We start from the raw sequence: 13,530 nt of genomic DNA, 5'->3' as shown, positions 1-13,530 counted from the left end.
CAGGAGACACTGTCGCGGAGGCGGCCGATGGCGGCCCGCAGCTTCTGGTCCGGCTATCTCAAGCTCAGCCTGGTGACCTGCCCGGTGGAGATGACGCCCGCCGTCACCCAGGCGGAGCGGGTGCGCTTTCATACGCTGAACGAGGCCACCGGCAACCGCGTCGTCAGCCAGTATGTCGACAGCGTCTCCGGCAAGCCGGTGGCCGACGACGACCAGTTGCGCGGCTATCCGGTCGGCGAGGACGACTACATCACCCTGACGGATGACGAGTTCTCCGCCGTCGCCCTGGAGACGACGCGGACCCTCGACATCGACCGCTTCGTCGCGCGTGCCGAGGTCGGCCTGGTGTGGCGCGACCGGCCGCATTACCTGGCCCCGAGCGAGCCGGTCGGCGAGGAGGCATTCAGCGTCATCCGCGAGGCGATGGCCGCAACCAAGACGGTCGGGCTGTCGAAGCTGGTGCTGTATCGCCGTGAACGGCCGATCATGATCGAGCCGCGCGGCAAGGGCATGATCGTCTGGACCCTGCGCCAGGCCGACGAGGTGCGGGACGAGAAGGCCGTCTTCGGCGGCATCAAGCCGGCCACGCCGCCGAAGGACGCGATGACGCTGGCGCTGTCGGTGATCAAGGACCGGACGGTCGACTGGAGCGAGGACCTGCTCGGCGACCGCGTCCAGGCCTCGCTGCGGAAAATCATCGCCCGCAAGAAGAAGGGCAAGAAAGTCGAGGCACCGAAGCCCGAAGCCAAGGCGGAGACCGGCAAGGTCATCGACCTGATGGCCGCCCTGCGGAAGAGCCTGGACTCCGACAAGCGGAAGCGGTGAGGGGGAGGCGGCCGGGAGGTGTTCGGCTCAAATGGCTGAGACAGGTGCGTTGCCTTTCCCGCCTGCGAGGTCTGTTCGGAATTTCCAACGCCGTCATTTCGCAGCGACGCAATCCAGAGGCCAGTATGAGCCGCCCTGGATTGCTTCGTCAGCTTCGCCTGCTCGCAGTGACGGCGAGGGGTGGTTGTCGAGAAAAAGCACGCTAGCGGAACAAGCCACGCGAACGCTGTTCGTCGATCAGCTCGCCTTCCGCCGGCTCGTCCGGGCGGCCGGGGCCTTGCGCTTGCTCTTGGCCGCGGTCTTGGATTTCGCCGGGGTCTTGCGCCCGGCCTTGGCGCCGCCGGCGCTCTCTCGCAGGGCGGCCAACAGGTCGATCACCTGGCCGCGCTTCGGCGCCGGCGGTGGCTTGATCGTCTCGCCGCGCTGCTTCGCCCGGATCAGCTCCAGCAGCGCCGTCTCGTACCGGTCCTCGAACTTGTCCGGCTCGAACTTGCCCTTCTTCTGGCCGATGATGTGCTTGGCCAGGTCCAGCATCTCGCCGGCGATCTTGATGGTCGGGATGTCGTCGAAGGCCTGGGCCTCGTCGCGCATCTCGTATTCGAAATGCAGCAGGTTGGCCAGGAAGCCCGGCCCCTCCGGGCACAGCATCACCACCCGGTCGCGCCGGAACAGCACGGTGCGGCCGATGCCGACCGCCCCGGCCTTTTCGCAGGCCGCGCGGATCACGGCGAAGGCCTCGGCCCCGACCGCATCGGCCGGCGCCAGGTAATAGGGCCGGTCGATGGCGACGCGGTCGACTTGGTCGCGCGGCACGAAAGCCTCGATCTCGATGGTCTTGGTGCTGTCCGGGATCGCCGCCTCGATCTCCTCCTCGGTCAGCACGACATAGCGGTCGGTGTCGACCTCATAGCCCTTCACCTGGTGGTCGCGCTCCACCGGCTTGCCGGTCCCGGAATCGACGAACAGGCGCCGCAGCCGGTGGCCGCTGCGGCGGTTGACCATGTTGAAGTGGATCTCGTCGCCCTCGCCGACCGCGGTGTACAGCGCCACCGGGCAGGACAGGAACCCCAGCTTCAACGTGCCTTTCCAGGTCGCGCGCGACGCCATCTCGTCCTCGGCAACGGATCGGTCCCGGAAAGGAACGGCGGACCGCCCCGTCGGGTTCCTGAATCGCACGCCCGTCGGAGAGTTTCGTCAATGCCGCTGTTCCCGACCTGGCCCGACCTGCTGCTGCGGATCGCGCTCGCCACCCTGGCCGGCGCGATCATCGGCTGGAACCGAGGCGCCCATGGCCGGCCGGCGGGGCTGCGCACGCATCTGCTGGTCTGCCTAGCCGCCGCCTTCTCGATGGTGCTGGCCAACCTGCTGCTGTTCACCACCGGCAAGACGAGTGAGTCTTTCGTCCAGATGGATGTGATGCGGCTGCCGCTCGGCATCCTGTCCGGCATCGGCTTCATCGGGGGCGGCGCCATCCTGCAGCGCGGCGACCTGGTGATGGGCGTGACCACGGCGGCGACGCTGTGGTTCGTCACCATGATGGGGCTGTGCTTCGGCGCCGGCGAGCTGATCCTGGGCGGCATCGCCTTCATCATCGGACTGGTGGTGCTGTGGGGGCTGAAACGGCTCGAGGACCGGGTCCAGCAGGAGCGCAAGGCCACGCTGAGCCTGACTGTGGATCTCGACCGCTTCGATCCCGCCGAGATCGAGACCACGCTGAAGGGGGCGGGTTTCCGCATTGCCGCCACTTCGATCACCCATCGGCCGGACGCGCGGTCCAGGACGATGTGCTACGAGCTGCGGTGGATGGGATATCCGCGCGACAGCAGGGTGCCGCCGGTCGTCGAGGGGCTGTTCGCCGCCTCCGGCATGCAGGAGGGGAGTTGGTCCGCCCAATAGACCTTCCGGAACTGCCGCTCCGCGCGCATCGTTCCCGAAACAGCGGAACTGTCAGGCGAAAGCAATGGCCAAGGACAGCCTGTCGACCTATCGGCGCAAGCGCGACTTCGAGAAGACGTCGGAGCCCAGCGGCGCGACCGGCGTCGCCGCCTCGGACAAGCTGCGCTTCGTCATCCAGAAGCATGCGGCGACACGGCTGCATTACGACCTGCGGCTCGAGCTCGACGGCGTGTTCAAATCCTGGGCGGTGACCAAGGGACCATCGCTCGACCCGCATGACAAGCGCCTGGCCGTGGAGGTGGAGGACCACCCGCTGGTCTATGGCGATTTCGAGGGCACGATCCCCAAGGGGCAATATGGCGGCGGCACGGTCCAGCTGTGGGACCGCGGCACCTGGGCGCCGGAAGGCCGGGCGTCGCCGCACCAGCAGTTGGCCAAGGGCGAGCTGAAGTTCGCGCTGGAGGGCGACCGGCTGCACGGCAGCTGGGTGCTGGTGCGGATGAAGCGCGACCGCACCGCCGGCAAGCGCAGCAACTGGCTGCTGATCAAGCATCGCGACGACCACGCGGTCGATGCCGACGGCGATGCGGTGCTGGCCGAGGACCGGTCGGTCGCCTCGGGCCGGGCCATGGCCGAGATCGCCGGCGGGCGGGGCCGGGGTCCGAAAGCCTTTATGCTGGGTGGTGGAAAGAAGGCGCCGGCGGATGCGGTCTGGGACTCGACAGCCGAGCCGGAGAAGGCGGCGAAGCCGGCCGCGCCGAGCCGCTGGAAGACGAAGGCCGTCGCCTCGGCGATGCCGGACTTCATCCCGCCGGAACTGTGTGTGTCGGTCGATCGGCCGCCCGGCGGCGGCGGCTGGGCCCACGAGATCAAATTCGACGGCTATCGTCTGCAGCTGCGGGTCGAAGATGGCACGGCGACGCTGAAGACCCGCAAGGGCCTCGATTGGACCCACCGCTTCCAGGCCCTCGCCGATGCGGCGAAGGGTTGGCCGGACGGCATCATCGACGGCGAGGCGGTGGCGCTGGACGAGCACGGCCATCCGGATTTCGCGGCGCTGCAGGTGGCGCTGTCGGAAGGGCACAGCCGCGACCTGATCTTCTTCGCCTTCGACCTGCTGCATGAAGGCGACCGCGACTGGCGGCCGGAGCCGCTGGCTCAGCGCAAGGCGCGGCTGCGCGGGCTGCTGGAGGAGCGGGGCTGCGACACGACCTCGACCATCCGCTATGTCGAGCATTTCGAGGAGGCTGGCGACGCAGTGCTGCGTTCCGCCTGCCGGCTGCACCTCGAAGGCATCATCTCCAAGCGCCTCGACGCCGCCTATCAATCCGGCCGCAGCGACCGCTGGACCAAGGCCAAGTGCCGCGGCGGGCATGAGGTCGTGATCGGCGGCTGGTCGACCACCGGCAACCGGTTCCGGTCGCTCTTGGTCGGCGTCCGCCGCGGCGGCCATCTGGTCCATATCGGCCGGGTCGGCACCGGCTACAGTGCCGCCAAGGTGGAGCGGCTGCTGCCGCGGCTGAAGGCGGTGGAGCAGGACACGTCGCCCTTCACCGGCCCGGGGGCGCCGCGCAAGGAGCGCGGCGTCCACTGGGCCCGGCCGGAGCTGGTGGCCGAGATCGAATTCGCAGGCTGGACCGGCTCCGGCATGGTGCGCCAGGCCTCGTTCAAGGGGCTGCGCGAGGACAAGCCGGCCGAGGAGGTCGGGGCCGAGACCCCGGCCGCCAAGACCGAGTTGGCGCAGCCGGTCCCGGCCAAGGGGGCCAAGACGGTGGCGAAGCCGGCGCGCCGGCGATCCGTCGGCGGCAAGGCGGCGGTGATGGGCGTGTCGCTGTCCCATGCCGACAAGGCGCTGTGGCCGGATGCAGGCGACGGCGAACCGGTCACCAAGCACGACCTGGCGCTGTATCTGGAGGCGGTCGGCCCCTGGATGCTGCCGCATATCAAGGGCCGCCCCTGCTCGATCCTACGCGCGCCGGACGGGATCGGCGGCCAGATCTTTTTCCAGCGCCACGCCATGCCCGGCACGTCCAGTCTGATCTCGCTGGTCAAGGTGGCGGGCGATCGCAAGCCCTATATCCAGATCGACCGGATCGAAGGGCTGGCGGCGGTGGCGCAGTCGGGCGGGCTGGAGCTGCACCCCTGGAACTGCTGGCCCGGCGTGCCCGAGCGTCCGGGCCGGCTGGTGTTCGACCTCGATCCCGGGCCGGGCCTCGACTTCGTCGCGGTGATCGAGGCGGCACGGGAGCTGAAGGACCGGCTGGAGGCGGTCGGCCTCGTCACCTTCTGCAAGACCACCGGCGGCAAGGGGCTGCATGTGGTGGTGCCGCTGGCCGCGTCGCGCGCCGGCGGGCCGGACTGGGCGGAGGCCAAGGCCTTCGCCAAGGAGGTCTGCGCGCGCCTGGCCGCCGACGTGCCGGACCGCTATGTCGTCAACATGGCCAAGGACAAGCGGCAGGGCCGGATCTTCCTCGACTATCTGCGCAACGACCGGATGTCGACCGCGGTGGCGCCGCTGTCGCCGCGGGCGCGGCCGGGGGCGACGGTGTCGATGCCGCTGATCTGGGACCAGGTGCGCAAGGGCCTCGACCCGAAGCGCTACACCCTGCGCACCGCGCCCGGCCTTTTGGCGAAAGGCTCCGCCTGGGACGGCTATGACGCCGCCGCCCGGCCGCTCGCCGACGCGATCCGGCAGCTGGAGCGCCGCAAGGCGGCCTGATCCTGGTCAGATTTCAGCAGAAATCTGCCTGTAGTTCCGCGCTGAAAACCAGGATTGATGGTTTTCATGGCAAGGTATGAACCATGCGGGGTTGCGAAATCTATCAGGTCAGTCTAATATAGAAAACTGAAGTTCCATGCCTAAGTAAAGAATGCTTCGATCGAGGGCTTCCTCGGCTCCGAGATCGCCCGCGAAGGCCGGAGGATCTTCACCTTCGCCGAATCCGACCTGGTCGAGCGGCCGATCTACGAGATCGCCCAGATCGACGAAACCACCCTGCTGCTCCAGCTCGAAGAGACGCATCATGGATAAGGAAGCCGTCGTCGTCAGCTTCTACGGCGGAAAGCAGTACTATTACGACTCGGCCTACCACCTGGCCGAGGACTGCAAGACGCTCGACATCGAATATGATTTCGAGGAGGTCAAGCTCGGCCCCGACGCCAACTGGGCCGACATCTGCCGCTACAAGGTCAACTACTACTCCCGTAAGCTGGAGGAGCATAAGCGGCCGATCATCTGGGTCGACATCGACACCCGCATCATCAAACGGCCCGACCCGTTCCTGCGCAGCGAGAGCGACTTCGCCGCCTTCCTGCGGAACTTCAAGTACTTCCGGGAATATGACCCGTTCATCTTCGCGCGGACGTTCCATCCCGGGTTCCTGTTCTTCAACTATACGGCGCCGACCCGGCGGCTGCTGGAGCAGCTGGTCGAGCTGGAGAAGGGCAGCAAGGAGCGCGGCACCGACGACTACTTCTTCGAGGAGGCCTGGCGGGCGCATTCCGAGCAGCTGCAGGTGACGCTGCTGCCGCCGAAGCGGATCGCCTGGGGCGACAAGCTGGGCGCGGCCGACGCCTGGTTCTCGTTCGGCGACAGCGGCAATGTCCGCGACTTCGTCAAGGAGGTGGCCCAGCACGACGCGCCGATCCTGGAGCCGTCGCGCCAGTACCGGGTGCTGAAGGCGATCTCCGAGCAGGAGCTGAAGGCCGGCAAGCTGCAGAACGCCGCGGTCTATCTGAAGAAGATGACCGATCTCGACCCGTCGCAGGACGACCCGCTGAACACCCTCGCCCGGCTGGCCCGCCGGCAGGAGGGCGAGCAGGCCGCGCTGGCGCTGTATGAGGGCCGGGTCTCCCAGTTGCGGCAGCAGGGCGAGTACAGCGACCGCCTGTCCGCGCTGCTGCAGCGGGTGGTGGATTTCTGCATCGAGTTCCACCTGCCGGAGGAAGGCCAGCGCTACGCCGGCGAGCTGGCCGAGCACGGCACCGCCAAGGGCAGGGCCTTCGCCCAGGGCCGGATGCTGCGGCTGGGGCTGGAGCAGCGGGCCAAGGCCGGGGAGCTGCCGCTGAAGCAGCGGCCCCAGCTGTGGTGGATGGAGCAGCCCTATCCCGGCAATTTCGGCGACATCCTGAACCCCTACATCGTCGAGAAGCTGACCGGGCGGCCGCCGCGCTGGGTGGCGGCGGGCAGCGGCGCGCTGGTGATCGGCTCGGTGATCAAATTCGCCAAGAAGGGCACGCCGGTCTGGGGCACGGGCAGCCCGCGCCTGACCGACAAGCTGCATCCGCAGGCGGTGTACAAGGCGGTGCGTGGGCCGCTGACCCGGCGCCTAGTGCTCGACAGCGGCGGCAAGTGCCCGCAGGTCTATGGCGACGTCGCCCTGCTGCTGCCGCAGCTGTACCAGCCGAAGGGGACCAAGAAGCACAAGCTCGGCCTGATCCGCCACTTCACCCATGTCGCGGCACCGCTCGAGGTGCATCCGGACGTCAAGGTGATCGACATCATGCGCGGCTCCTATGACGGCATCGAGGCCTTCCTCGACGAGGTGTCGGAATGCGAGCACATCATCTCGACCTCGCTGCATGGCCTCATTGTGGCCCAGGCCTATGGCATCCCGGTCGGCTGGGCGGTGATGTCGACCAGCGAGACCCAGATCCCGGGCGGCAACACCAAGTTCGAGGACTATTTCGCCTCGGTCGGGCTGAAGGATGTCGCGCCCTTCGACCTGGCGGAGCTCGGCACGGTCACGCCCGACCATGCGCGGCTGTGCCAATACATCCCCGAGCGGATGCCCGACCTCGCTGCGCTGCGCGAGGCCTGCCCGTTCCCGCTCGCGGCCTGATGGGAGAACCGGCACAGGCGCCGCTGGCGGTGGTCCGCCGCCGGCGGGACACGGCGTTCCTGAGCGAGGAGGTGGTGGCGGAGCTGATCCGCCCCCGCCCCTTCGCCAAGGAGCGGCTGATCGCCGAGCGCGCCCGGCTGACGCAGGAGGTGGGCCCGCTCGACCTGTGGGAGGGCTATCGCGACTTCGCGGCGCCCGAGGACAGCTTCAAGCGCTCCAGCAACAGCGTCCGCACCAGCCACAAATACGGCCGGTTCTATGTCCAGCTGGCACGCCGGTTCCGGCCCTGGACGGTGGTCGAGATCGGCACCGCCTTCGGCGTCTCGGGCATGTACTGGCTAGCCGGTCTGGCGGCCAACCGCCGCGGCCGGCTGGTCACCTTCGATCCGAACCGGCAGTGGCAGGAGATCGCCCGCGCCAACCTGGCGGCGATCAGCCCGCGCTTCACCGCCGTCGCCGACACCTTCGAGGCCGGGTTCGAGGCGGCGAAGATCCGCTTCGGCCGGCCGGGCATCGCCTTCATCGACGGCATCCATGTCGGCGAGATCGTCAAGGCGCAGGCCGAGCTGCTGCTGCCGCGCCTGGCCGGCCGCTGGATCCTGGTGTTCGACGACATCCGCTTCAACGCCGGCATGTACCGCTGCTTCCGCGAGATCGAACAGGCGGAGGGGGTGGTGTCGGCGGTGGAGATCGAGTCGCGGGTGGGGATCGTGGAGGTGGAGGCGGGATGAGAGGTGGCTGGAGATTAAAGGATGGCGGCGTACTGCCTCAACGCTTTGACCGTCTTCGGTAGCGACTGAGCCTCGAGCGTGGCGAGGTATTCTTCAGCCGTTTTGGGCGGTGCCTTCAGCCGCCGCAAACACCTCTGGGCTGCGATCACGACCGCATGTTCCTGAAGATCGAATTGGAAGCTGATGAAGTCGTCGGGATGAATCGCCTCCAGATTGAAGCGCACCAGTTCCGCAGCTGGAAAGTCCTTCAGGTTGAATGTGACGATGGCGTCGGCTCGAGCATGGATGGCGGCGGCGACCACGTGCCGGTCGTCTGCATCCGGAAGAGTTACCTGCGGGATCAGATGCTCATATCCCTCGACGAGACAATCCGGCGCGTTCTCATCCATCAGGGAGCGTGTGCGCTCCAGCCTTTCACGGGTGAGATCCGGCCGATCGAAAAGCAGGTTTCGCATCCATTCATCGTGAATAGCTGCGGTCCACTTGGCTCGGAACAGCTCCGCCGTTGCCAACTGCATCAGGAGATCCCGCAATGGAGCGGGATAGAGGCAGCACGCATCATAGACGACGGTGAAGCGCGACAAATCAATAGCCCATCCCGAGCTCCTGGGCCTGTGCCGCCAACTCGTCCAGAGCCTTGGCCCGACCGACCGCGACCTGCTCCTTGTATGTCCTCAGGTCTCCAAACCGCACTCGACGGTGCGAGCCGACCTTGTGAAACTTGATCTCCCCAGCTTCGAGCAGCTTTACCAAGTGTGGCCTGCTTACATTGAGGTAGTCAGCCGCCTCTTGGGTCGTCATTTCGGCATGGATCGGGATCAATGTCACAGCGTTCCCATGTGAAATTTCGGTCAGCAGATGAGTGAGAAACTGCCTTACCCCCTTTGGCAGGAGTAGCTCTTGGCCATCGTTCAGATGGACGCGGAATTCTTCCTCGGGCCGCTTGGAGGCCAGGATCCGGCTGAATTCAGCGGCCAGCTTGGCATCCTCTTCGGACGGCACGATGGTATCCGGCTTTTCGAGCAAGGCGTTCATGAGCGGAGCCTCTGAGTGCACTTTGTGCGGCTGTCGTGACATAGCGCACCGTTTGAGACCATGAATCCTCCATGGCCGCTTATCCGATGCGGCCTTCAATCTTATATATGCTCAGAAAAGATAAACGCAATAAACGAAACGAAGGGCGCGTTGCATTCCCGTCCCGTTGATAGGCCCGCAGGGATGCAAAGCGAGATGCGGCAGGAAACGTTGCCGAAAACCTCCGTGTGCCAACGACGGGACGATGCCGCATCGGGTTCCCGCGCTGTTCTGTGCGAAACCACGGATCCCCGCCAGGGGAGGGGATCGCTGATCTATCTTTGATCTGCCTGAGGAACCGGTGGTGGGCGCGACAGGGATTGAACCTGTGACCCCTACGATGTCAACGTAGTGCTCTCCCGCTGAGCTACGCGCCCGGCACCGGGAAGGACGACCGAAGCCGGTCGTCCGCGGGGAGCGCCGATGTAGCATCATCGACCGGGGGGTGCAAGCATCAAACCGTCCGCGCCGCCGAACCGGCCCATCGGCCCCGTCGACAGCCCCCCGAGGCTGGGATATGACGGTGATATGGATGGTCAAGTCGCCTCGCAGTCGCCGGCGTCCGACGCGGTGGCGATCGCCCTGCCGCAGGATCGGCGCCTCCCGGTCGTGGTCGCCTCGCCGCATAGCGGCCGCGACTACCCGACGTCGTTCCTGGCCGCGGCGAAGCTGGACCCGCACACGCTGCGCCGCTCCGAGGACGGCTTCGTCGACGAGATCTTCGGCCGGGTGCCGGAGCGCGGGGCGCCGCTGCTGCGCGCCCTGTTCCCGCGCGCCTTCCTCGACGCCAACCGCGAGGCCTATGAACTCGACCCCGAGATGTTCGACGACGCGCTGCCGGGCTGGGTCAACACCCGCTCGCCGCGGGTCGTCGCCGGGCTCGGCACCATCGCCCGCATCGTCGCCCAGGGGAAGGACATCTACCGCGGCAAGCTGCGCTTCGCCGAGGCGGTGGAGCGGGTCGAGCGCTGCTACACCCCCTACCACGCGGCGCTGCGCCGGCTGATCGACGAGACCCGCGCCGAATTCGGCCACGTCCTGCTGATCGACGCCCATTCGATGCCGTCGCAGGGCGCCTCGCGCACCCCCGGCGGCCGCGCCGTCGACGTCGTGCTGGGCGATTGCTACGGCAGCTCCTGCGCCGCGGCGGTGACCGAGGCGGCGGAGCAGTGGCTGGCCGGGCGCGGCTATGTCGTGACCCGCAACACGCCCTATGCCGGCGGCTTCACCACCCGGCATTACGGCCGGCCGCGCGCCGGCATCCATGCCCTGCAGATCGAGCTGAACCGTGCCCTCTATATGGACGAGGCGACGCTGTCGCCGACCAAGGGCCTGGCCCGGCTGACGGCCGACATGACCGATTTCGCCGCCGCCCTCGGCGCGCTCGATCGGGCGGCGCTGGCGGCATAGGGCGGCCATCGGGCGTGGGAGGGGAGATCGCCATGAGCCTGCTGGTCAATATCGACGTGCCCGATCTCGAGGCCGGGGTCGCGTTCTACACTGGCGCCTTCGGCCTCGCGGTCGGACGCCGATTCGGCGGCGAGGTGGTGGAGCTGACCGGCTGGCCCGCGCCGCTGTATCTGCTGCGCAAGGCGGCCGGCACGGTCGGCGCCGGCGACAGCCGCCGTGGCTACGCCCGGCACTGGACGCCGGTGCATCTCGACGTGGTGGTGGACGATGTCGCGGCAGCGCTGGCCCGGGCGGTCGCGGCCGGCGCCATGGCCGAGGGTGAGATCCGCACCGCGGTCTGGGGCAGGCTCGTCCAGCTGGCCGACCCCTTCGGCCACGGCCTGTGCCTGATCGAGTTCCTCAACCGCGGCTATGACGAGATCGCCGACCCGCCGGCCTGAGCCGGCCGGCAACAGAACGGTTCAGCCTTTCTTTACTTTCCTGTAAGGATAGCCCCGCCATCCACACGAGGGAGAGCGGGACGCGGGATGAGTCTCGAATTCATCAACGTCATTTCGACCAAGCGATCCGGCCACCACGCTTTCGTCCGCTGGCTGCGCCAGCACCGCGACACGCCGGCCGCCTTCGTCAACAACGCCGTGATCGGCGAGCCGATCCGGTCGCATCTGCGCGACGTCACCGGCCCGGCCGCGCGCGGCAAGGGCGCGAACGGCACCACGATCTTCAACTTCGAGGGCGTGACCCTGCTGGGGCTGGAAGCCGCCTGGCGGATGCAGCGCGCGGCGGGCGGGCGGACGGTCGATCTCCTGTTCCTGCGCGACCCGCTGAACCTCACCGCCAGCCTGATGCACCGCAAGCAACTGGTCCGGCTGGACCTGGTGATGATCCTGCGCCAGCTCTTCGCCCAGCGCGACTGGCTGCAGGCCTATGCCGAAGGCGCCGTGCCCGACCTGTCGCTGATCGGCTACAACGCCTGGGTCCTGGATGCGGAGTACCGGCAGCGCGTGGCGGACCGGCTGGGGCTGCGGTCGAGCGAACGCGTCGCCGCGGTGACCCGGCATGGCGGCGGCAGCTCGTTCAAGGACCTCGCCAGCGTCGGCGACGATGAGGCCAAGCGCCTGACCACGCGTTGGCACCGCTACCGGGACGATGCGCTGTTCGGGGTGCTGCTGACCCATCCCCGGCTGCTGCCCTGGTTCGAGGCCGCTCTGGCCGGCGAGATCCGGGACAGCTTCGATGCCGACCTCGCCGATCCGGACGGGCTGGCCCATCTGCGGGCGGTCGCCCGCGCCCGGCCCCGGCAGCCCTATGTCGACCGCATGATCGACGCGCTGTCGGAACGGCAGGACCTGTTCCACCGCATCGAATGCGGCACGTCCTTCGAGAAGAAGCTGGGGATCGCCCGGGCGCATCTGGCGATGCTGGCCGGGGCCGCGGGCCGGCGGGCCGCCGCGCGGGTGGGCGCGCCGCTCTAAGCCGGGACCGTCTTCTCCGGCCATTCGCACAGGTCGGCGACGATGCAGGCTTCGCACAGCGGCTTGCGCGCCTTGCAGGTGTAGCGGCCGTGCAGGATCAGCCAGTGATGCGCGTGCAGCTTCCAGCGGTCGGGCGTCACCCGCTCCAGCACCTTCTCCACCGCGTCCGGGGTCTTGCCTTTCGCTAGGCCGGTGCGGTTGCCGACCCGGAATATGTGGGTGTCGACGGCGATGGTCGGCTCGCCGAAGGCGACGTTCAGCACCACATTGGCGGTCTTGCGGCCGACCCCCGGCAGCGCCTCCAGCGCCGCCCGGTCGCGCGGCACCTCGCCGCCATGCTGCTGCAGCAGGATGTTCGACAGGGCGATGACGTTCTTTGCCTTCATGTTGTAGAGGCCGATGGTGCGGATGTAGCGCGACAGCCCCTCGACCCCCAGCGCCGCGATCTTCGCCGGCGTGTCGGCCACGGCGAACAGGGCCCCGGTCGCCTTGTTGACCCCGAGATCGGTGGCCTGGGCCGACAGCACCACCGCGACCAGCAGGGTGAAGGGGCTGCTGTATTGCAACTCGGTCTGCGGCTCCGGCATGCGGGCGGCGAGTCGGGCGTAGAAGGTGTCGATGGCGGCTGGCTTCATGCGCCGCAGCCTAGCGAGGCCATGCGGACCGCGCCATCGGGCATTGCCATGCTCTTCCCGCGGATTATGCTCTGCGCATGCGCAGCAGCAGCCTCACCCGGATCGGCGACCATGGCGGCGCCTTGGAGGACCCGGTCCTGTTCGATCGGCTGCTGCGGCCGAAGCGCAGCCTGGGGCCGGTCGGCTTCTGGCTGGTGATCGGCGTGGTTGGCGTCACCAGCCTGTTCAATGGCGTGCTGTTCCTGATGCTCGGCGCCTGGCCGGTGGTCGGCTTCTACGGGCTCGACGCCCTGCTGCTGTTCTTTCTGATGCGCTCGAATCTGCGCCGGGCCGAGCGCAGCTGGGAAAGCCTGCGCCTGACCGCCGGGCGGCTGGTGATCGAGCATGGCGACCAGCGCGGCGTGTCGCACCGGATCGAGCTGCAGCCCCACTGGCTGCGGGTCGAGGTCGACCGCAGCGAGGTCGGCCAGAACCGGGTCACCCTGACCAGCCACGGCCAGCGCTTCGCCATCGGCGGCTTCCTGGCGCCGTCCGACCGCGCCCATCTGGCGCGCGACCTGTCGGCGGCGCTCGACCGGCTGCGCGGCGGCGTCCAGGATTGACCAGCCGCCCCGCCGTCGCGGGTCGCGAACGGAGGGATGCG

Annotated in this window: 14 protein-coding genes and 1 tRNA gene; 9 read left to right on the top strand and 6 right to left on the bottom strand. The window is 68.0% G+C overall.

Annotated elements, in window-relative coordinates:
• The coding region (locus FFK22_RS32250) for a Ku protein (protein ID WP_221939013.1) at positions 1-825 on the top strand (825 nt) is incomplete at its 5' end.
• A 237-nt stretch (positions 826-1,062) separates the two neighbouring features.
• Here the strand turns inward: FFK22_RS32250 and FFK22_RS32245 are convergent.
• The gene (locus FFK22_RS32245) at positions 1,063-1,932 is read right to left on the bottom strand and encodes a Ku protein (RefSeq protein WP_138885728.1); all 870 of its coding nucleotides are present in this window, start codon (positions 1,930-1,932) and stop codon (positions 1,063-1,065) included.
• Between the two features lie 90 nt (positions 1,933-2,022).
• On the opposite strand from FFK22_RS32245, the gene FFK22_RS32240 reads away from it, so the two are divergent.
• Both FFK22_RS32240 and ligD read left to right on the top strand, forming a co-directional pair.
• Positions 2,023-2,721 (top strand): MgtC/SapB family protein, encoded by a 699-nt coding sequence (locus FFK22_RS32240; RefSeq protein ID WP_138885727.1) that lies wholly within the window; start codon positions 2,023-2,025, stop codon positions 2,719-2,721.
• 64 nt (positions 2,722-2,785) lie between these two features.
• Entirely contained in the window at positions 2,786-5,440 is a 2,655-nt protein-coding gene (ligD, locus tag FFK22_RS32235) for a DNA ligase D (protein ID WP_138885726.1), read from the top strand.
• 108 nt (positions 5,441-5,548) lie between these two features.
• Here ligD and FFK22_RS32230 read toward each other — a convergent pair whose 3' ends face one another.
• A complete protein-coding gene (locus FFK22_RS32230; protein WP_138885725.1) occupies positions 5,549-5,746 on the bottom strand; it encodes a hypothetical protein in 198 nt (65 codons plus the stop codon).
• On the opposite strand from FFK22_RS32230, the gene FFK22_RS32225 reads away from it, so the two are divergent.
• Complete coding sequence (locus FFK22_RS32225; protein ID WP_138885724.1) at positions 5,745-7,562, top strand: polysaccharide pyruvyl transferase family protein; 1,818 nt, start codon at positions 5,745-5,747, stop codon at positions 7,560-7,562. The two genes, FFK22_RS32230 and FFK22_RS32225, sit on opposite strands and share 2 nt — an antisense overlap.
• Positions 7,562-8,293, top strand: a complete 732-nt coding sequence (locus FFK22_RS32220) for a class I SAM-dependent methyltransferase (protein ID WP_186002760.1) — start codon at positions 7,562-7,564, stop codon at positions 8,291-8,293. The genes FFK22_RS32225 and FFK22_RS32220 overlap by 1 nt, the downstream gene beginning before the upstream one ends.
• A gap of 14 nt (positions 8,294-8,307) precedes the next feature.
• Here the strand turns inward: FFK22_RS32220 and FFK22_RS32215 are convergent, their stop codons facing one another.
• The 3 genes from FFK22_RS32215 to FFK22_RS32205 form a co-directional block, all read right to left on the bottom strand.
• Positions 8,308-8,877, bottom strand: coding sequence for a PIN domain-containing protein (locus FFK22_RS32215; protein WP_138885722.1), 570 nt, complete (start codon positions 8,875-8,877; stop codon positions 8,308-8,310).
• 1 nt (position 8,878) lies between these two features.
• Positions 8,879-9,328 carry a helix-turn-helix domain-containing protein gene (locus tag FFK22_RS32210; protein ID WP_138885721.1) on the bottom strand — a complete coding sequence of 150 codons (450 nt, stop codon included), beginning with the start codon at positions 9,326-9,328 and terminating at the stop codon, positions 8,879-8,881.
• Between the two features lie 341 nt (positions 9,329-9,669).
• A tRNA-Val gene (locus FFK22_RS32205) sits at positions 9,670-9,744 on the bottom strand.
• A gap of 151 nt (positions 9,745-9,895) precedes the next feature.
• Here FFK22_RS32205 and FFK22_RS32200 point away from each other — a divergent pair.
• The 3 genes from FFK22_RS32200 (at position 9,896) to FFK22_RS32190 (ending at position 12,252) form a co-directional block, all read left to right on the top strand.
• Positions 9,896-10,777: an N-formylglutamate amidohydrolase gene (locus FFK22_RS32200; RefSeq protein WP_138885720.1), complete on the top strand. Its 882-nt coding sequence runs from the start codon at positions 9,896-9,898 to the stop codon at positions 10,775-10,777.
• 32 nt (positions 10,778-10,809) lie between these two features.
• Entirely contained in the window at positions 10,810-11,217 is a 408-nt protein-coding gene (locus FFK22_RS32195) for a VOC family protein (protein ID WP_138885719.1), read from the top strand.
• A gap of 87 nt (positions 11,218-11,304) precedes the next feature.
• Complete coding sequence (locus FFK22_RS32190; protein ID WP_138885718.1) at positions 11,305-12,252, top strand: hypothetical protein; 948 nt, start codon at positions 11,305-11,307, stop codon at positions 12,250-12,252.
• Here the strand turns inward: FFK22_RS32190 and nth are convergent.
• Positions 12,249-12,887 carry an endonuclease III gene (nth, locus tag FFK22_RS32185; protein WP_138885717.1) on the bottom strand — a complete coding sequence of 213 codons (639 nt, stop codon included), beginning with the start codon at positions 12,885-12,887 and terminating at the stop codon, positions 12,249-12,251. The two genes, FFK22_RS32190 and nth, sit on opposite strands and share 4 nt — an antisense overlap.
• A 77-nt stretch (positions 12,888-12,964) precedes the next feature.
• On the opposite strand from nth, the gene FFK22_RS32180 reads away from it, so the two are divergent.
• Entirely contained in the window at positions 12,965-13,489 is a 525-nt protein-coding gene (locus FFK22_RS32180; protein ID WP_138885716.1) for a DUF2244 domain-containing protein, read from the top strand.
• Positions 13,490-13,530: the final 41 nt, after the last annotated feature.

This window comes from Mycobacterium sp. KBS0706, from assembly GCF_005938675.2.
Classification (GTDB): Bacteria; Pseudomonadota; Alphaproteobacteria; order DSM-16000; family Inquilinaceae; genus Inquilinus.
Note: the sequence above shows the minus strand (reverse complement) of the source record. Positions and strands in the feature narration are given on the sequence as shown.